The following is a 17191-nucleotide window of genomic DNA, read 5'->3' on the forward strand; positions in this document are numbered from 1 at the left end:
TCAGGCCGAGATTCTATCCGCGCCGCCCATCCATGAGCGCAGTGCTTGCGGGATCACGATGCTGCCGTCGGGCTGCTGGTAATTTTCCATGACGGCGATCAGGGCGCGACCGGCGGCTACGCCTGAGCCGTTCAGCGTATGCACCAGGCCGCGCGCATCCTTCCCCTTCCAGCGGGCGCGCATGCGCCGGGCCTGGAAATCCTTGCAGTTGCTGCAGGACGAAATCTCGCGATAGCGGTTCTGTCCGGGCAGCCACACTTCCAGGTCGTAGGTGATGGACGATGCAAAGCCGGTGTCGCCGCCGCACAGGATCATTCTGCGGTACGGCAGTTCCAGGCGTTCGAGCACGATCTCGGCATGCCGCGTGAGCTCCTCCAGCGCTTCCGCGGAGCGGTCAGGATGAGCGATTTGCACCAGTTCCACTTTCTCGAACTGGTGTTGGCGCAGCATGCCTCGGGTGTCCTGGCCATAGGAGCCGGCTTCGGAGCGGAAACAGGGCGTGTGCGCAGTGTATTTGAGCGGCAATTCGGCCTCGTTCACGATCTGGCCCGCCACAAGGTTGGCGAGCGGCACTTCGGCGGTGGGCAACAGATAGGAAGGCTGCTCGGACCTGATAGCGAACAAGTCGGCTTCAAACTTCGGTAGCTGGCCGGAACCCACGAGCGCATCGGCGCTCATGATGTAGGGCACGTACACCTCAGAGTAGCCGTGCTCGCTGATGTGCAAATCCAGCATGAACTGGATCAGAGCGCGGTGCAGGCGGGCGATATCGCCGCTCAGTACGCTGTAGCGCGCGCCGGCCAGCCGCGCGGCAGCCGCAAAATCGAGCTGCCCCAGCGCTTCGCCGAGAGCCACGTGATCGGGAATGTCGGCGCCGGTCAGCCGCGGTTCGCCCCATGCCTTGAGTTCCTTGTTGGCGTCCTCGCCATCGCCTTCCGGAACGGCTTCGTCCAGCAGGTTGGGCAGATTCATCTCGATCTCGTGCAGCTCCTTTTGCACGCCGGCCAATTCGCTTTCCGATGTCTCCAACGCTTCCCTGACCCCGGAAACTTTCTCCTTGAGTGCCTGCACATCGCCGCCCGAGCGCGCTGCAACGCCGATTTCCTTCGACAAGCGGTTACGTTCCGCGCGCATCCGCTCCGCAGCCACTTGCGCCGACTTGCGGCGCGCTTCCAGCGCCGCATAGGCCGCAGCATCGAACGCCGCGCCGCGCCGCGCCAGGTTTCGAGCCGCGGTCGGCGCCTGCTCTCGCAGAAGCTTGGGATCAATCACGATTCTGCCGCTTCGAACACATCGACGCCCTCGGGAATCTCTGGATTGAAGAGTGCGTCATCAATCAAGCTGCTGCTGTCCAAATCACGTAGAAGCATCCTCACTCGGCTACCGAGTTCGTCGGAGTACTCGATGACTGCCGGCACGCGGCCGCGCAAGGCCAGTCGCGCACTTCCTTCTTCGCCATCGGCGGCGACCAGATTGAACCATTGCAAGCCGCCCTCCGACGCGCCCGCGCTTACCCGGTATTGCTCCAGCACCGAGGCATCGCCGGCAAGCAGCGCAGCGGCCGACTCGCGCAGCCGCGCGGCTTGCTTCCACACGGTCACCTGCTCCAGTTCGCGGTCGAACATCGAGAGGTTTTCGCCGTCGGCCCAGATCATGATGTCGTCCGGCTCCATATAGTCGAGCCGGAACCGTCCCGGACGCGAGAGGTACAGGCGGCCGGTGCTTTCCCTGCGCAGCATGCCGTCGGCGTCGAATTCGAGTTGCGTGAAATCGGCCTGCAATCTCTGTGTTTCCTCGAAGAACTTCTGCAGCGCGCTGGGATCGGCTGCCGGAGGAGCACTTTGGGCCGGCGGGTTCTGCGCCAGCGCGAAAGCGGCAGGAAGCACGAGCATCAGCCCGCCGAGGCCGCGCATTGCGGCTTTGCGGCGAGCGCGGCAAGACCCAGGCGCCACGCTCATTATTCGCCTGCGCCGGCCACTACCCGACGTTCGCCGCGTCCGTCCGGTTCGGACACCACGCCGGCGCGCTCCAGTTCCTCGATCAGCCGCGCCGCGCGGTTGTATCCCACGCGCAGGCGGCGCTGCACGTAAGAGATCGACGCCCGTCCGCTCTCGACAACAATTTCGCGGGCTTGGGCGTAGAGTTCGTCCGTTTCGCTGTCCTCGCCGTCAGCGCCTTCGATTGCTTGCGCATCTGCGGGGCCCTGCGTGACCTGCTCGTCGTAGCTTGGTCCGCCACTGCGCTTCAGCGATTCCACCACCTTCAGCACCTCGCCATCCTCGACGAAGGCGCCATGTACGCGCAGCAGGTCGCTGGAACCGGGCGGAAGAAACAGCATGTCACCCTTGCCCAGCAGCGTCTCGGCGCCGACCTGGTCGAGGATAGTGCGCGAATCGACCTGCGACGCCACGCGAAACGCGATTCGGGCCGGAATATTGGCTTTGATCAGGCCGGTTATCACGTCCACCGACGGGCGCTGCGTGGCCACGATCAAGTGCAGTCCGGCGGCGCGCGCTTTCTGCGTGAGTCGCGCAATCAAGGTTTCGAGCTTCTTGCCCACCACCATCATCAGGTCGGCCAGCTCGTCGATCACCACCACGATGCGCGGCAATGGCTCCAGCTCTGGGCCCGGCTCCTCATCGTCGCCCTCAGGAGGACCACGCAGCGGTTCGCCGCTCTCGCGGGCGATTTCCAGTCGCCTGTTAAAGCCGTCCACGCTGCGCGTCTTGACCCAGGACATCAGGCGGTAACGGCGATCCATTTCGGCCACACACCAGCGCAGCGCGTTGGCGGCCTGGCTGACATCGGTCACCACGGGACACAACAGGTGCGGAATGCCCTCGTACACCGATAATTCAAGCATCTTGGGGTCGATCATGATCAGCCGCACCGACTCCGGCGTGGCCTTGTAGAGCAGACTCAAAACCATGGCGTTAATCGCCACCGACTTGCCCGATCCAGTGGCGCCCGCCACCAGCAGGTGCGGCATCTTGTGCAAGTCGGCCACCACCGGTTCGCCTGCAATGTCCTTGCCCAGGCCCAGCGTAAGCACGGATTGGGCCTGTTCGTAGGTGCGCGAGCGCAGAATCTCGCCCAGCGAAACCAGCATCCTTTCGCGATTGGCTATCTCCAGCCCGACCGTGGATTTCCCCGGCATGGACTCGACCACGCGTACGCTATAAGCCATCAGCGAGCGCGCCAGGTCGCTGGCCAGACTGGTGATCCGGCTGGCGCGCACACCCGCCGCCGGCTGCACTTCGAATAATGTCACAACGGGGCCGGGAGATACGCCCACCACTTGCGCGCCCACGCCGAACTCCCGCAGTTTCTCCTCCAGGCGATCAGCCTGACCGCGCAGAAACTGGTCGGACTCGCGGGCGGTTGCCGGCGGTGGATCGGATAGCAGGGTCAGCGGCGGCAAGCTTGCTGCGGTTATCGAATCGGGCGCCTTGCGCGCGCTGGCGGGGAGCCTGGGAGACACCTCGCTCGGCGCCGACCCCTTGAGTACGCGACGCCTTTCCGGCTTGACGATTCGCGCGCGCCGTCTTCTGGCGCTGCCAGCGCCCACCGCGGCAGACCGCAGACGAACGCGTCGCAGCTCACCGAATCCCCACTGCGCGCTCCTCCAAGCCAGTGCGCACCCTTTCAGCGTCAAGCGGCCGACAGCCTGCGCCAGCGCCAGCCAGGACAGGCTCGTCACCAGCGTAACGCCGGCCATCGTGAGCGCCAGCAATACCACTACGCCGCCCATACTGCCCAACAACGGCGTCAGGAACTCGGCCAGCCAAGCGCCTATCAACCCGCCCCCCTTGCTGACCCGCACCGACATATCGAGCAGACCGCAGCCGCACACCACCACTACCAGCGCGCCGGCAGCGCGAACGCCGGCATCCGGCCACGACCAGTTTTCGTGCGCTTTCACGGGCGCCAGGTACCAGGCGCTGAATGCCATGATGGCGGCGGGGAACAGATACGCAGCCTGACCGGCCACCAGGAACGCGAGCAGCGCGAATGCCGCGCCCGCCGCGCCAATCAGGTTCGACCCCGCCAGGCCCAGCGCCGCGGCGTCCGGAACATGGCTGAGCAGTGCCGCAAACATGAGCAAACCCAGCGCCAGGCAGAGCCAAAGCGCGCCCTCGCGCAAACCGCGCTCTACCCAGCTTTTTTCCTTGCCTTTCATGGCCTGACTAATGTTATTCGGCTGCCGAGCGAATACAAACCCGGATAAACTTGCGCGCGTGCCCAATGCGGTCGCCCGACTCCTGATTCTCGGCTCCGGTCCGGCCGGCTATTCGGCGGCCGTGTACGGCGCGCGCGCCAACATGTCGCCGGTGCTCATCACGGGCAGCGAACTAGGCGGACAATTGATGACCACCACCGACGTGGACAACTGGCCCGGCGGCCGCGAGGGGCTTCTGGGACCGCAGCTCATGGAGGAATTGCGACAGCACGCCGAGCGTCTTGGAACCGAGGTGGTGCACGATCACATTGAACAAGCGGACCTGTCCCGGCGGCCGTTCACGCTGAAAGGGGGGCTGGCGGATTACCGGACCGAATCGCTGATCATCGCCACCGGCGCCACGGCACGCTACCTGGGCCTGGAGAGCGAACAGAACTACCTGGGCAAGGGCGTATCCGCCTGCGCCACCTGCGACGGATTCTTCTTCAGAGACCGGCCGGTGGCCGTGGTCGGCGGCGGCAACACCGCCGTGGAAGAGGCGCTCTACCTCTCGAATATCTGCTCGAAGGTCACGTTGATCCACCGCCGCGATGCGCTGCGCGCCGAGAAGATGATGCAGCAGCAACTCATAGAGCGCGCCGGGCCGGACGGGCCCATAGAAATCCGCTGGAACCGGGTGCTGGAAGAGGTGCAGGGCGACGGCAACCAGGTCACGGGGCTGCGCATCCGAAGCACTGAGCAAGCGGGCGTGGTGGAAGAGCTGCCGGTGGATGGCGTGTTCATCGCCATCGGCCACGATCCCAATACCAAACTGTTCGTGGACACGTTGGCTCACAAGAACGGTTACCTCTCGGTGCGGGGCGGCGACTCCGGCGAAGCCACGGCCACCAGCATTCCGGGCGTGTTCGCCGCGGGCGATGTGGCCGATTCCATCTACCGTCAGGCAATCACTTCTGCCGGCACGGGCTGCATGGCCGCGCTGGACGCGGAGAAGTTCTGCGACGCCAATCCACTCTGACGCCGACAGGCGTTGCCCTCCCGTCTTGCGCATCAGGGTCCTGGACGCTATCTCGGAAGCTTCGGCCGACGACTGGAACGCGCTCGCCGGCGCCTCGCATCCGTTCCTGAGGCACGAATTCATACACGCCCTGGAGGCATCCGGCTGCGCCGCCGCGGCAACCGGCTGGCAGCCCTGCCACCTCATGCTCCTGAATGGCGGAGACAAGCCGGTAGCCGCCATGCCTCTCTACGTGAAGAGTCATTCGCGCGGCGAGTTCGTGTTCGACTGGGCGTGGGCGTCCGCCTACCAGCGCGCCGGCCATGCCTACTACCCGAAATTGCTGAGCGCGGTGCCCTTCACGCCGGTCGCCGGACCGCGCTTTCTGGTGACCGGCAGTTCGCATCCGCCGGATGAGTCCCGCGCGCTGCTGCTGTCCGGCGCCGTCGAACTGGTCGAACGGCTGGGCGCCAGCTCGCTGCACTGCCTGTTCCCGGCGCGCGAAGACGCGAAATGGATGGAAGGCAAAGGCATGATGTTGCGCACCGACTGCCAGTTTCACTGGACGAACCAGGGCTACCGCGACTTTGCGGATTTCCTGGATGCGTTCAGCTCGGCCAAGCGCAAGAAAGTCAACCGCGAACGGCGGCGCGTGCGGGAAGCGGGTATCCGCTTCGAGACCCTGCAGGGAGAAGACCTCTCGCCGAGCGTTTGGGAAAGCCTCTACCCGCTCTACGCCGCCAGTTACCTCAAACGCGGCCAGCACCCGTACCTAAACGGCGATTTCTTCGCGCGCGTAACGCGCTCAATGCCGGAATCGATCGTGCTATTCGTGGCGCGGCGCGACGACGAGGCCATCGCGTTGGCGATCTGCTTTCAGAGCGACGAGGCGCTATACGGCCGCTACTGGGGCAGCGCGGGCTACTACCACAGCCTGCATTTCGAGACCTGCTACTACCAAGGCATCGAATACTGCCTGCGCCAGGGGCTGCGGCTGTTCGACCCCGGCGTTCAGGGAGAACACAAGCTGGCCCGTGGATTCGAGCCGCAGACCTCGTTCTCGGCGCACTGGGTGCGCCACGCGGGGTTTGTCGACGCGCTTGCCGGCTACCTGGCCGAGGAGCGCAAGCAGGTGCTGCGCTATGCGGAAATCGCCGGCGAGCACACGCCATTCAAGCGCGGAGACGCCGAAAACGCGGCATCCTGAACCGGGCTGGGCAGCCGTGGCCGACCCGGCGCAGCAATATATGCAGGCGTATTATTCGCCTGCGGTGAAGGTGTTGATGTAGGCCGCTACGTTCCTGATCGCCTCGGGCGTGGGCAGAACCATGGCCATGGGCCGCATCTGCGTATCGAAGATATTGCGCGGGTCAGTTCCGCGGATACCCGCGATGTAGTGTTCCATCTGACGCACGGTGTACCAGTCGTGCTGCCCAGCGACGCCCGGCGCGTTAAGCGCCTGATTGCCTTCGCCCTGCACGCCATGGCAGGCGATGCAGGTGGCGTAACCAATGGTTCCGGCGGCGACATCGCCCTCAACCGTTGCCGGTGGATTTGGCGGCGTAAGCGAAGTGGCATACGCGGCCAGATCCTCCACGGCCTGGTCGTCCGCCAAGGTCAGAGCAACCGCGCGCATCAACGGACCGTAAACATCCGGTGAGGGCTGGCTGCAGTCGCCGCCCGCGGGCAGCACGCCGTCGAAATGGCTGGCCAGTTCGGCCTCGATCTCGGCATAGTCCGCCGCCGTGGCCTTGGCCCGCTCGAAGGTGCCGGCAACATCCGCCACATCGCAATTGTCCTTGGCGCGCAAACCGGCGCGGAAATTGTTCAAGGAAGTGATGATGTACCAGTCCTCCTGGCCACCGATCCTGGGAGCGCCGTACTTCTCGAAGCCCTCGCCCTGCTCGCCATGGCACACGGCGCACACTTCGAATTCGGCCTGGCCGCGCGCAGGGTCTCCGGCGGCAAGCGCGTTCCCCGCCGCGGCCATCGCGGCGGCGCTGATCATCAAACAGGCAAAACGCTTCATACTGCTCCTCTGCTTCATTGGCAAAACGGCGCGAAAGGTATCCGATTACACGAACCGAAACAACAGCCGCACATGGTCGGCGCGCTTATTTTATTCGCAATCGTGGGTACACTGCACACATGGAATGCACGCTATTTTTCTGCCACCGGGCCGGCTCCGACGACAGCGGCCAGCTCGAGATTCGCGGCATTTTCGACGAGCTGCGCGCACCCTCTTTCCCGGCCCGCCAGCCGCGTATGAGGCTTGCCGGCCTGTTGAGCTGGAACGGCGGCGAGCGCGGCCGCGTACCGTTTGTCATCGAGTTGCTTGATCCCGGCGACAAGGCCGTATTCACGATTCAGGGATTCAGCGAAGTGAAGGAAACGCCCGGCTCGGCGGCGCCGCCACGCACCCAACTCAACCTGCCGCTGGAGGATGTTACGTTTCCTGCGCCGGGACGCTACCGGATTCGGCTGGATATCAACGATACGCAGATCTACGGCCCGTCGCTCTACCTGGGCAAGGCGCAGGACAACCCTGCGGCTTAGGCGGCATTCCTTTGATTGCGAATGCCGCTCGCGTTAACGGTGGCTAGTCGCGCTGCTCGGTGAATTGGAACGTCGCGATGTAGGCAATCACGTCGTTCTGCTTTTGTTCCGTGTCCAGCAGTTGCGCCATGTAGCGCATCTGGGTGCCGAAAATGTCGTCGCGCGGCTGGCCGCGGGCGCCGCTCAGGAAATCCTTGATCTGCCGCAGCAGGTACCAGTCGTGCTGATTCGAGAGCCGCGGCGCTCCCAGCAGCGCAGATCCCTCGCCGTTCTCGCCATGGCAAGCAATGCAGCTTGCCTCGTACAACTCGCGTCCCGCCTCTGGATCGCCATCCACCGTGATCGGCAGAGCCTCAGGGGGTTCCATGGATTCCATGTAAGCCGCAATGTCGATGATCGACTGTGCATCCGGCACTTGCGCGAGGGCAAACTGCCTCATCTGGGAGCCGTAAACGTCCTCCGTCGGTCCAAGGTAGCCGCGCAGGTTGGCACGGTAATTCACGAGTTGCCGCTCCACGTACCAGGAATCCTGCTTGCCGGCGGCCGGCGTATTGAGCAGCGCGTTACCCTCGCCCGCCGGGCCGTGGCAGGTGCCACAGAGAACATACAACTGCTGGCCGCGCTCCAGGTCGGGCTCGGCGGCCATCGACTGCAGGGGAAAGAGGCAGGTCAGCAGACATAGCAGGGATGCTCTTTTCATGGATAAACGACGTGTTGCAGCACAAATTCGGACAGGCGCGAACTCTACCAAAATCGCGCCCCCGTGCAAAGCGTTGACGGTTATCCCAAGCGGGTGTCCTGGCCCGCATTCGCGTGCGTATCCTTCGTCCTTTTAGTAGCTATTCGCGGTACAATTGCCAAGCGATGAGCACCGGCGATCCTGCCCCTCGCATCGTAATCCGCCCCAACTGCAATTTCTCGGGGCGCGGCGCCATTTTCCTTTACTGCGCAATGACGCTGCCGGTGCTTGCAGTAGCCACTGCCTGGGCGCTCAAGGGCTACTGGCTGATCCTGCCGTTTGCCGGCCTCGAATTGCTGGCGCTGGGCGCAGCGCTGGCCATTAGCGTGCACCGCGGTCGCTACCGCGAAGTGATTCGGTTCGGACGCCGCCATGTAAGTGTGCAGCGGGGTTATGCAGGCCGTCAGGAGCATGTAGAATTCGCGCGGCCCTGGACCCGAGCCTGGATAGAACCGGGCCCGGCCCCTGCCATGCCTGGCCGCCTTTTTTTGGGCGCAAGCGGCGCATACTGCGAACTTGCCGCTTGTCTCACGGAGACGGAGAGGCGATCTTTGTGTCGGCGTTTGCGCGAATTGACGCGCGCCCCGGCATTCCTGGAAAAGTAAGGAGCGACAGTTTGATGATTTGGAGCAAGGTACGCAGCGGCTGGGCAATCCTGGCGCTAACCACAGCCGCGCTGGCCGCGGCGGGACCAGCGATAGCGGATTGGGCTCTGGACTTCCCTCCCAGCGCGACGGAACTGGGCAACGATATCCGCTTTCTGCACCATACCGCGCTGATTATTTGCGTCGTGATTGGCGTCATCGTGTTCGGTGCGCTCGGTTATTCGCTGGTGAAGTTCCGCAAGTCGCAAGGCGCGCAAGCCGCCAAGTTCAGTCACAGCACCAAGGCGGAGGTTATCTGGACCGTTATTCCGGTGCTGATTCTCATCGGGCTCGCGATTCCCACGGCACGAACACTGATCGAAATGGAAGACACGCAGTCGGCCGATCTCAGGATAGTGGTTACCGGATACCAATGGAAATGGCGCTACGAATACCCCGACCACGGCATCAGCTTCTTCAGCAACATCACCGAGGAAAGCAAGGCGGCCGCTGTGCTGGGCGCCGGCGTGGAACTGCACGAACACTACCTGCGCGACGTGGACAACCCGATGGTAGTTCCCGTTGGAAGCAAGGTGAAGCTGCAACTCACCTCCAATGACGTAATCCACGCCTGGTGGATACCGGAGCTGTACGTCAAGCGCGACGCAGTGCCCGGCACCATCAACGAAACCTGGTTCCGGGCCGAGGAAACGGGCGTGTTCCGCGGTCAGTGCGCGGAGCTGTGCGGCCGCGGCCACGGCTTCATGCCGATCGTGGTGGAAGTCGTCGAGGAAGAGGAATTCAACGCATGGGCTGCCGCACAGGTGGCCGGCAAGGCGCCGAAGGAAATCTTGAACACAGCAGCCTCGCTGGGCGGCCCGAACGCCCGCTAAACCTGGGGTAAGAGACACATGAGCGACACAACACACGCACAGGAACACCACGACGGCCCTCACGCCAAGGGCCTCAGACGGTGGCTTACCACCACCAACCACAAGGACATAGGCACGCTGTACCTGGTGTTCAGCCTGATCATGTTCCTGGTGGGCGGCACCATGGCGCTGATCATCCGCAGCGAGCTGTTCCAGCCGGGCCTGCAACTGGTGGACCCGCATTTCTTCAACCAGATGACGACCATGCACGCGCTGGTGATGATCTTCGGCGCGCTGATGCCGGCCTTCGTGGGACTGGCCAACTGGCAGATCCCGCTGATGGTGGGCGCTCCGGACATGGCGCTTCCGCGCATGAACAACTGGAGCTTCTGGATTCTGCCGCCGGCCTTCCTGCTGCTGCTGGCGACGCTGTTCATGCCGGGCGGCGCACCAGCAGGCGGCTGGACGCTCTATCCGCCGCTGATCCTGCAAACCGGCGACGCCTTCCCCTTCGTGGTGTTTTCCCTGCACCTGCTGGGCGCGTCTTCGATCCTGGGCGCGATCAACATCATCGTGACCATCACCAACATGCGGGCGCCCGGCATGGGCTTCATGAAGATGCCGCTGTTCGTCTGGACCTGGCTGATCACCGCCTACCTGCTGATCGGCGCCATGCCGGTGCTGGCCGGCGCAATCACCATGCTGCTCACCGACCGCTACTTCGGCACCAGTTTCTTCCTGGCGGCCGGCGGCGGCGATCCGGTGATGTTCCAGCACATCTTCTGGTTCTTCGGCCATCCCGAGGTCTATATCCTGATCCTGCCGGCTTTCGGCATCATTTCGCAGATCATCCCGACCTTTTCGCGCAAGCCGCTGTTCGGCTACACCTCCATGGTGATCGCGACTTCGGCGATCGCGTTCCTGTCCTACATCGTGTGGGCGCACCACATGTTCACGACCGGCATGCCGCAGGCGGGGATGCTGTTCTTCATGATCTCGACGATGTTCATCGCAGTGCCTACCGGCGTGAAGATATTCAACTGGCTGGCCACGGTCTGGCGAGGTTCGATCAGCTTCGAAACCCCCATGCTGTTCGCAATCGCCTTCGTGATCCTGTTCACGATCGGCGGGTTTTCGGGGCTCATGCTGGCCCTGGTGCCGGCGGACATCGAGTACCACGACACCTATTTCGTGGTGGCGCATTTCCACTACGTGCTGGTGCCGGGCGCCATCTTCGCGGTGATCGCCGGAGTCTATTACTGGCTGCCCAAGTGGACCGGCCACATGTACGACGAAACGCTGGGCAAGTGGCACTTCTGGCTGTCCACCATCTTCGTGAACATCCTGTTCTTCCCGCAGCATTTCCTGGGCTTGGCCAGCATGCCGCGGCGGATACCGGACTACTCGGTGCAGTTCACGGAGTTCAATATGATCTCGACCATCGGCGCGTTCGGTTTCGGCCTGTCGCAGTTGCTGTTCGTCTGGATGCTTGTCAAGTGCGTCAAGGGCGGACAGAAAGCCAGCACAGAGGTCTGGGACGAGCCGCAGGGGCTGGAATGGACCGTGCCCTCGCCGGCGCCGTACCACACCTTCGAGACGCCGCCCAAGGTCTAGCGCCCTAACACGGCCCGATTCATGCAACCCAACGTTCGCAAGCGCGTGCATATCTCCCTGCTGCTTTTGCTGGCGATGGCGTTCTACGGCGGCTTCATCCTCATGCAGTGGGTGAGAAGCGGCACATGAGGTGGTTTGATGGCAATCGGCGCCTGGTCCTCACGCTGGGCGGCGCAGTGGCGGGCATGTTCGCATTTGCCTTTCTGCTGGCGCCGCTATACGAAGTGTTTTGCGAGATCACCGGACTGGATTCGGAACGGCTGAGCCGGGCCAGCGCACCTGTGGGCCAGGTGCAGGCGGCGGAGTTCGACGAGAACCGCCGGGTGAAAGTGGAATTCCTGACCAGCGTCCCGAACCCCGCAGCCTGGGAGTTCGCGCCCGGCGACCTGAGCATCGAAGTCACACCAGGCAAGACCGCCGAAACTCGTTTTTTCGCCCGCAATCTGCTGAACCACGACGTTATATCGGTCACGCGACCGGCGGTGCGGCCGATAGAGGCCGTCAGCCACGTCAGCAAGCAGATCTGCTTCTGTTTCGAGGAACAGCCGTTTGCGGCAGGTGAGCAACGCGAACTCCCGGTTCGCTTCACGATTGATCCCGACTTGCCGGCGCACGTGGACACCGTGACGCTGGCCTACACCCTGTTTACCGCGGAGCCCGGTTGAGGAGGAATTGATGGCAGAAACGAAGGCCAATTACTACGTGCCGCATGAGAGCCCCTGGCCTGCCGTGGCTTCGGCAGCGATGTTCGTGATGGCGCTCGGAGGCGCGCTGTGGTTGAACGGCTCCGATGCGGGAAGGGTCATTCTGCTGCTGGGACTGGCTGGGCTGACCGTGATGATGTTCGGCTGGCTCGGCGCCGTGATCCGGGAGAACATTGCCGGCCTCTACAGCGGCTGGGTTGATCGCTCGTTCCGCCAGGGCATGGCATGGTTCATCTTCTCGGAGGTGATGTTCTTCTTCGCGTTCTTCGGCGCGCTGTTCTACGCTCGTACGCTGGCGGTTCCCTGGCTGGGCGGCGACGGCGTGGGCGAGGCCACCAACAGTGTGCTGTGGCCGGGATTCGAGGCCGATTGGCCCACCAATGGCCCCGGGGGCATCGGCGGCGAGTTCACGGCCATGGGCTGGGGCGGCCTGCCGCTATTGAACACGGCGCTGCTGCTTACCTCGAGCGTCACGATTACCATCGCTCACCACGCGCTCAAGAACAACAATCGCCGGCTGTTGAATCTCGGCACCCTGGCCACCGTGCTGCTTGGCGCGGCATTCCTGTATTGCCAGGTGATCGAATACGTTCACGCCTACGAGGACCTCGACTTGAGGCTCAGCACGGGCATCTACGGCTCCACGTTCTTCATGCTCACGGGCTTCCACGGCGCGCACGTGACCCTGGGCGTAATCATGCTCACCGTAACCTGGTTCCGCATCCTGCGCGGCCATTTCACGCCGAACGAACATTTCGGCTTCCAGGCAGTGTCCTGGTACTGGCACTTTGTGGACGTGGTTTGGGTGTGCCTATTCGTCTTTGTATACATACTGTGAGCAGAGGAAAAGCGAACATGAGAAACAAACTGAATGCGGGGGCCTTCCTGCTGGCAGCAGCCCTGTCCTCGCAACTGGCGGCCGAAGGCGATCCGGAGCGCGGCAGAATTCTGGCCGATCCTTGCCTGGGCTGCCACGGGATCGAAGGCAACATGACCACCTATCCGCCCTACCACGTACCGCGGCTGGGTGGCCAGAACGCCAATTACATCGTCAAGGCGCTCCAGGGCTATGCGGGCGACGACCGCGAGCATGACGGCATGCACGCCCAGGCCGCCGACCTCAGCGATCAGGATCTGCAGGACATCGCCGCCTACTTTGCAAACGAGGCGACCGTCGTGGCGGATACGGAAGTCACGCCGCCCGAGGCCGGCATCTATTGCGTATCCTGCCATGGTGCGAACGGCGTAAGCATCACCACGGAATTCCCGCACCTGGCCGGTCAGTATGCCGACTACATGCACGAGACCATCCGCCAGTACCTGGACGGCGAGCGCAGCGACATCTCCATGAACGCCTTTCTCAACCTGCTGACCGAAGAGCAGCTGGACGAGCTGGTCCAGTTCTACGCGGAGCAGCCGGGACTGGTTACTGCGAAGCGCTGAACGCCGCCAAGCGAGCCGAAATCTACAGGCGCCTGCGGCGGGCCAATCCGCGTCCGACCACAGAGCTTCGTTACGGCTCACCGTTCGAGTTGCTGGTGGCCGTGGTGTTGTCGGCTCAGGCAACCGACGTGAGCGTGAACAAGGCCACCGCCACGCTGTTCGCCGAAGCCGACACCCCGGATACGCTGCTGGCGCTGGGCGAAGCGCGGCTACGCCAGCACATCCGCCATATCGGTCTATACAACGCCAAGGCAGCCAACCTCATCGCCTGCTGCCGAATGCTGATCGACAAGCACGGCGGGCAGGTGCCGCGCCAGCGGGAATCGCTGGAGGAGCTGCCCGGCGTCGGCCGCAAAACCGCCAACGTGATCCTCAACACCGCCTTCGGCGAGCCGGTCATCGCCGTGGACACGCATGTTTTCCGGCTGTCCAACCGCACCCGTCTGGCGCCCGGCAAGACGGTGCTGGAGGTGGAAAAACGCCTGACACGCCTGACCCCGGCCGAATACCGCCAAGACGCCCATCACTGGCTTATTCTGCACGGCCGTTACGTCTGTCAGGCGCGCAAGCCGCGCTGCGCAGAGTGCGTAATCGCGGACCTCTGCGAGTATCCCAAGCGCCTGCGCCCCAAGGAGTAGAATCGCAAATTGGCCGGGAACGCTAGCGCGCGGCCTCGCGGGTATCAAAACGCAACAGTCCGGGCTACTTCAGTGCTGCATTACATGCTCCATCGACAACGCACACCCCGGACATACCCAAGACCCACTGCGCCATGACTCCTGGAATTGATGGAATCGCCGGAGCCGGACTGGGTTTGCGCCGTCCGTACCTGAAGCCCATGCGGCAGCAGCCGCCCCAGGAAGTGGACTTCTTCGAGTTGGCTCCGGAAAACTGGATTGGCGTGGGCGGCGCGCTGGGCGGGCAGCTCAAGTTCTTTGCCGAGCGCTGGCCGGTCATTGCGCATGGCCTGTCGCTATCAATCGGCGGGCCGCATCCGCTTGACGAATCTCTGGTGCGCGATGTGGGCGCCTGGATGGATGACTACAACGTGCGGCTCTATTCCGAGCACCTGAGCTATACCAGCGACGAGGGCCAACTCTACGACCTGCTGCCGATCCCGTTCACTGGCGAGGCCGTGCGCTACGTGGCGGAAAGGATAAGCCGTGTGCAGGACATCCTGGGGCGGCGCATCGCCGTGGAGAACGTGTCCTACTACGCTTCCATGGGCGCGGAGATGAGCGAGCCGGAATTCCTGCTGGCGGTGCTGGAGGAGGCCGACTGCGGCCTGCTGCTGGATGTCAACAACGTGTTCGTCAACAGCGTGAACCACGGCTTCGACCCGCGTTCATTCCTGGACGCGATGCCCGCGCAGCGTGTGCTCTACATGCATATGGCCGGACACTACGACGAAGCGCCCGACCTGCTCATCGACACCCACGGAGCCGCCGTTAAGGACGAGGTCTGGGCGTTGCTGGAATACGCTTACAGGCGGCTCGGGCCCTGCCCCACCGTCCTGGAGCGCGACTTCAACCAGCCGCCTCTGCCCGAATTGCTTGCCGAGGTTGCGCGTATTCGGAGCATACAACGCGCGGCGCCATTACGCCCCCATAGGGCTTCGGCTTAGCCTCTACCCTGCAAGCAGCATGAACGCCTTTCAGGAGGTTCAGAGGCAGTTGACCGCGCACCTGCGCGACCCCCGCGCCCATTCGGCGCCGGAGGGAGTCGAGGACCGGCGCATCGGCATCTACCGCCGGCTGGTGTTCGGCAACCTGTCCCGGTTGCTGGCTGCGAGCCTGCCGCTGACACGCGAACAGCTTGGCAAGAAGCGTTTCGGGCAGTTGGTGCGGGATTTCCTGCGCGAACACCGGGCTGAAACACCCTATTTCCCGCGCTTGGCCGGCGAATTCCGGACATGGTACGAGCGGGCACGCGCCGACCGGCCCCAAGACCCCCCTTGGCTGAGCGAACTGATCCTCTACGAAACGGAAAGGCGAACCCTGCAACGCCAGCCCGACCCCCAGGTGGATTCCCGGATTGATCCGGAAGGCGACGTGCTTGAGGGCATCCCGGCGCCGTCATTGCTGCTGCGCCTGCTCACGCTTCGCTACCCCGTTCACAAGAGCAAGGACGGCAAACTTGATGACGCACCGCCCGAACTTCCCACTTGCCTGCTGCTGCGCCGCGACCGCGCCGGCCGGGTTCTGACCCAGGAACTCGGCGTGCTCAGCGCAGGACTCCTGGCGCTGATTCTCGACAACAAGAACAAACGAACGGGCCGCGCCTTGCTGGACGGCATGCTACAGCAGGCGCCTGCGGATTCACGCCCGGCATTGTTCGGGCAGGGAAAGGAACAGCTAGAGCGATTCCGCCGTTCCGGCGTGTTGCTGGGCGTTAAGCGCTAGCGGGGAGTTTTCGTCAGGGCGACTATTCGCGCCAATTCATTCGATCAAAAAAGATCTTGCCCGCCATAGCTCTGAACACGGGCGGCGCGCGCACCAGCCCCTCGACTATTGCGCCGGCAGGAAGATGATCGAATGCCCAGCGCGCCGCATGCTGCCAGGCGCGCCGCGGGTAGAGCTTCTGCATCACCCTCCCGGGATCGGGTCCGCCGTCGCGCAGGTGGCTGGCGATGGCCACCCCGGCCAGCCGGCCGTAACGATAAGCGCGGTGAATGCCGCCCGCCGTTAGCGGTGACACCATTCCAGCCGCGTCGCCGATAAGTATCGCGCCCTCTCGAGAGAACCTGTTCAGCAAGCCGCCTATCGGGATAATCCCGCCGCGTTTTTCCAGGATTGCTCTCTCGGAAAGGCCGAACAGCGAATCGATGCGTTCGATGAATCCCGAAAAATCTGCGGCATGCGCGGAGTGGTGGGCCATACCCACCTGCATTACGCCCACGCCCGGCAGCACCCAGCCGATGTAGCCCGGCGCGCGTCGGGCATCAACAAAACAGTGCAGGCTGAGGTCATCGCCGGCGGCGGTCTCGAACGCATATTCCACGCCCTTGAGATAGCGGCAGTTTCGGTCGAGTTCCAGCGACTTCGCCACTCGCGAACGGGCGCCGTCGGCGCCCACGAGGTAGCGGCATTCCAAGCCAGCCGTCTCGATGATCCAGCGACGCCCCTGCCGCTTTGCGCCTTCAAATGGCTTGTCCAGATGAACGTCGGCGCCGACAGTGCGCGTTTCCTCCATCAGCCACCGCAACAGTCCCCCGGTATCGGTAGCGAGAAAGAAATAGCCCGAACGTTCGAGGGCCGCGGAGCGCAAGCTAGGCGCATAGACGCGCACCCTGGAAATCTCCCGCACCAGGTGCGCCGGAGCAGCCCATTCCTCCTGCGCCTCCTTGACCAGAATGCCGGTGGTGTGAATGGGCGACTCCATGCGGGTCTTCCTCTCCAGCACCACCACCTTGAGGCCCGCTCGGGCGGCCTCGCGCGCGCAGGCCAGCCCGGCAAAACCGGCGCCGACGATAACAACGTCGCAAGCGCTCAACTTCTAATTC

At 63.6% G+C, this 17191-nt stretch carries 18 protein-coding genes; 12 read left to right on the forward strand and 6 right to left on the reverse strand.

The features are described 5' to 3' along the window. From serS to ACWCOO_RS06720, 3 genes are read right to left on the reverse strand one after another with little or no spacing between them, the layout of a single operon-like run. Positions 1 to 1272, reverse strand: coding sequence for a serine--tRNA ligase (serS, locus tag ACWCOO_RS06710; protein ID WP_446830229.1), 1272 nt, complete (start codon positions 1270 to 1272; stop codon positions 1 to 3). Next, positions 1269 to 1913 (reverse strand): LolA family protein, encoded by a 645-nt coding sequence (locus ACWCOO_RS06715; protein ID WP_446830230.1) that lies wholly within the window; start codon positions 1911 to 1913, stop codon positions 1269 to 1271. Before ACWCOO_RS06715 ends, serS begins: the two co-directional genes overlap by 4 nt. A gap of 44 nt (positions 1914 to 1957) precedes the next feature. Beyond that, positions 1958 to 4180 (reverse strand): DNA translocase FtsK 4TM domain-containing protein, encoded by a 2223-nt coding sequence (locus ACWCOO_RS06720; RefSeq protein WP_446830231.1) that lies wholly within the window; start codon positions 4178 to 4180, stop codon positions 1958 to 1960. Between the two features lie 58 nt (positions 4181 to 4238). Here ACWCOO_RS06720 and trxB point away from each other — a divergent pair, with 58 nt between their 5' ends. Then, the gene (trxB, locus tag ACWCOO_RS06725; RefSeq protein WP_446830232.1) at positions 4239 to 5198 is read left to right on the forward strand and encodes a thioredoxin-disulfide reductase; all 960 of its coding nucleotides are present in this window, start codon (positions 4239 to 4241) and stop codon (positions 5196 to 5198) included. Between the two features lie 25 nt (positions 5199 to 5223). After that, positions 5224 to 6384 carry a GNAT family N-acetyltransferase gene (locus tag ACWCOO_RS06730; protein WP_446830233.1) on the forward strand — a complete coding sequence of 387 codons (1161 nt, stop codon included), beginning with the start codon at positions 5224 to 5226 and terminating at the stop codon, positions 6382 to 6384. Positions 6385 to 6435: 51 nt separating this feature from the next. Here the strand turns inward: ACWCOO_RS06730 and ACWCOO_RS06735 are convergent, their stop codons facing one another. Beyond that, entirely contained in the window at positions 6436 to 7206 is a 771-nt protein-coding gene (locus ACWCOO_RS06735; protein WP_446830234.1) for a c-type cytochrome, read from the reverse strand. 119 nt (positions 7207 to 7325) lie between these two features. Here ACWCOO_RS06735 and ACWCOO_RS06740 point away from each other — a divergent pair, with 119 nt between their 5' ends. Next, positions 7326 to 7733, forward strand: coding sequence for a DUF6941 family protein (locus ACWCOO_RS06740; protein ID WP_446830235.1), 408 nt, complete (start codon positions 7326 to 7328; stop codon positions 7731 to 7733). Between the two features lie 43 nt (positions 7734 to 7776). Here the strand turns inward: ACWCOO_RS06740 and ACWCOO_RS06745 are convergent, their stop codons facing one another. Next, complete coding sequence (locus tag ACWCOO_RS06745; protein ID WP_446830236.1) at positions 7777 to 8433, reverse strand: c-type cytochrome; 657 nt, start codon at positions 8431 to 8433, stop codon at positions 7777 to 7779. Between the two features lie 164 nt (positions 8434 to 8597). On the opposite strand from ACWCOO_RS06745, the gene ACWCOO_RS06750 reads away from it, so the two are divergent. The 9 genes from ACWCOO_RS06750 to ACWCOO_RS06790 all read left to right on the forward strand — a co-directional run bounded on the left by ACWCOO_RS06750 (position 8598) and on the right by ACWCOO_RS06790 (position 16091). Next, on the forward strand, positions 8598 to 9077 hold the full coding sequence (locus ACWCOO_RS06750) for a DUF2244 domain-containing protein (protein ID WP_446830237.1): 480 nt from the start codon (positions 8598 to 8600) through the stop codon (positions 9075 to 9077). A 14-nt stretch (positions 9078 to 9091) separates the two neighbouring features. Continuing rightward, on the forward strand, positions 9092 to 9949 hold the full coding sequence (gene coxB, locus ACWCOO_RS06755) for a cytochrome c oxidase subunit II (RefSeq protein WP_446830238.1): 858 nt from the start codon (positions 9092 to 9094) through the stop codon (positions 9947 to 9949). 18 nt (positions 9950 to 9967) lie between these two features. Further along, entirely contained in the window at positions 9968 to 11542 is a 1575-nt protein-coding gene (ctaD, locus tag ACWCOO_RS06760) for a cytochrome c oxidase subunit I (protein WP_446830239.1), read from the forward strand. A 125-nt stretch (positions 11543 to 11667) separates the two neighbouring features. Then, positions 11668 to 12207: a cytochrome c oxidase assembly protein gene (locus ACWCOO_RS06765; RefSeq protein WP_446830240.1), complete on the forward strand. Its 540-nt coding sequence runs from the start codon at positions 11668 to 11670 to the stop codon at positions 12205 to 12207. A gap of 10 nt (positions 12208 to 12217) precedes the next feature. Further along, the gene (locus tag ACWCOO_RS06770; RefSeq protein WP_446830241.1) at positions 12218 to 13084 is read left to right on the forward strand and encodes a cytochrome c oxidase subunit 3; all 867 of its coding nucleotides are present in this window, start codon (positions 12218 to 12220) and stop codon (positions 13082 to 13084) included. Positions 13085 to 13101: 17 nt separating this feature from the next. Further along, positions 13102 to 13689 carry a c-type cytochrome gene (locus ACWCOO_RS06775; RefSeq protein ID WP_446830242.1) on the forward strand — a complete coding sequence of 196 codons (588 nt, stop codon included), beginning with the start codon at positions 13102 to 13104 and terminating at the stop codon, positions 13687 to 13689. Next, positions 13686 to 14327 carry an endonuclease III gene (gene nth, locus ACWCOO_RS06780; protein WP_446832011.1) on the forward strand — a complete coding sequence of 214 codons (642 nt, stop codon included), beginning with the start codon at positions 13686 to 13688 and terminating at the stop codon, positions 14325 to 14327. The genes ACWCOO_RS06775 and nth overlap by 4 nt, the downstream gene beginning before the upstream one ends. A gap of 134 nt (positions 14328 to 14461) precedes the next feature. Beyond that, positions 14462 to 15313, forward strand: coding sequence for an HvfB family MNIO-type RiPP peptide maturase (locus ACWCOO_RS06785; protein WP_446830243.1), 852 nt, complete (start codon positions 14462 to 14464; stop codon positions 15311 to 15313). Between the two features lie 19 nt (positions 15314 to 15332). Beyond that, positions 15333 to 16091, forward strand: coding sequence for an HvfC family RiPP maturation protein (locus ACWCOO_RS06790; RefSeq protein WP_446830244.1), 759 nt, complete (start codon positions 15333 to 15335; stop codon positions 16089 to 16091). 22 nt (positions 16092 to 16113) lie between these two features. Here ACWCOO_RS06790 and ACWCOO_RS06795 read toward each other — a convergent pair whose 3' ends face one another. Beyond that, positions 16114 to 17181: an NAD(P)/FAD-dependent oxidoreductase gene (locus ACWCOO_RS06795; protein WP_446830245.1), complete on the reverse strand. Its 1068-nt coding sequence runs from the start codon at positions 17179 to 17181 to the stop codon at positions 16114 to 16116. Positions 17182 to 17191 lie beyond the last annotated feature (10 nt).

Source organism: Candidatus Foliamicus sp., from assembly GCF_965221325.1.
Lineage (GTDB): Bacteria > Pseudomonadota > Gammaproteobacteria > Steroidobacterales > Foliamicaceae > Foliamicus.

Bases quoted from the DNA above. Each gene is read 5' to 3' on its own strand.
- ACWCOO_RS06765 (WP_446830240.1), top strand. From the start codon at position 11,668: ATGAGGTGGTTTGATGGCAATCGGCGCCTGGTCCTCACGCTGGGCGGC.
- ACWCOO_RS06720 (WP_446830231.1), bottom strand. From the start codon at position 4,180: ATGAAAGGCAAGGAAAAAAGCTGGGTAGAGCGCGGTTTGCGCGAGGGC.
- ACWCOO_RS06745 (WP_446830236.1), bottom strand. From the start codon at position 8,433: ATGAAAAGAGCATCCCTGCTATGTCTGCTGACCTGCCTCTTTCCCCTG.
- ACWCOO_RS06740 (WP_446830235.1), top strand. From the start codon at position 7,326: ATGGAATGCACGCTATTTTTCTGCCACCGGGCCGGCTCCGACGACAGC.
- ctaD (WP_446830239.1), top strand. From the start codon at position 9,968: ATGAGCGACACAACACACGCACAGGAACACCACGACGGCCCTCACGCC.
- ACWCOO_RS06790 (WP_446830244.1), top strand. From the start codon at position 15,333: ATGAACGCCTTTCAGGAGGTTCAGAGGCAGTTGACCGCGCACCTGCGC.
- ACWCOO_RS06770 (WP_446830241.1), top strand. From the start codon at position 12,218: ATGGCAGAAACGAAGGCCAATTACTACGTGCCGCATGAGAGCCCCTGG.
- ACWCOO_RS06785 (WP_446830243.1), top strand. From the start codon at position 14,462: ATGACTCCTGGAATTGATGGAATCGCCGGAGCCGGACTGGGTTTGCGC.
- ACWCOO_RS06750 (WP_446830237.1), top strand. From the start codon at position 8,598: ATGAGCACCGGCGATCCTGCCCCTCGCATCGTAATCCGCCCCAACTGC.
- coxB (WP_446830238.1), top strand. From the start codon at position 9,092: ATGATTTGGAGCAAGGTACGCAGCGGCTGGGCAATCCTGGCGCTAACC.
- ACWCOO_RS06735 (WP_446830234.1), bottom strand. From the start codon at position 7,206: ATGAAGCGTTTTGCCTGTTTGATGATCAGCGCCGCCGCGATGGCCGCG.
- ACWCOO_RS06715 (WP_446830230.1), bottom strand. From the start codon at position 1,913: ATGCGCGGCCTCGGCGGGCTGATGCTCGTGCTTCCTGCCGCTTTCGCG.
- ACWCOO_RS06775 (WP_446830242.1), top strand. From the start codon at position 13,102: ATGAGAAACAAACTGAATGCGGGGGCCTTCCTGCTGGCAGCAGCCCTG.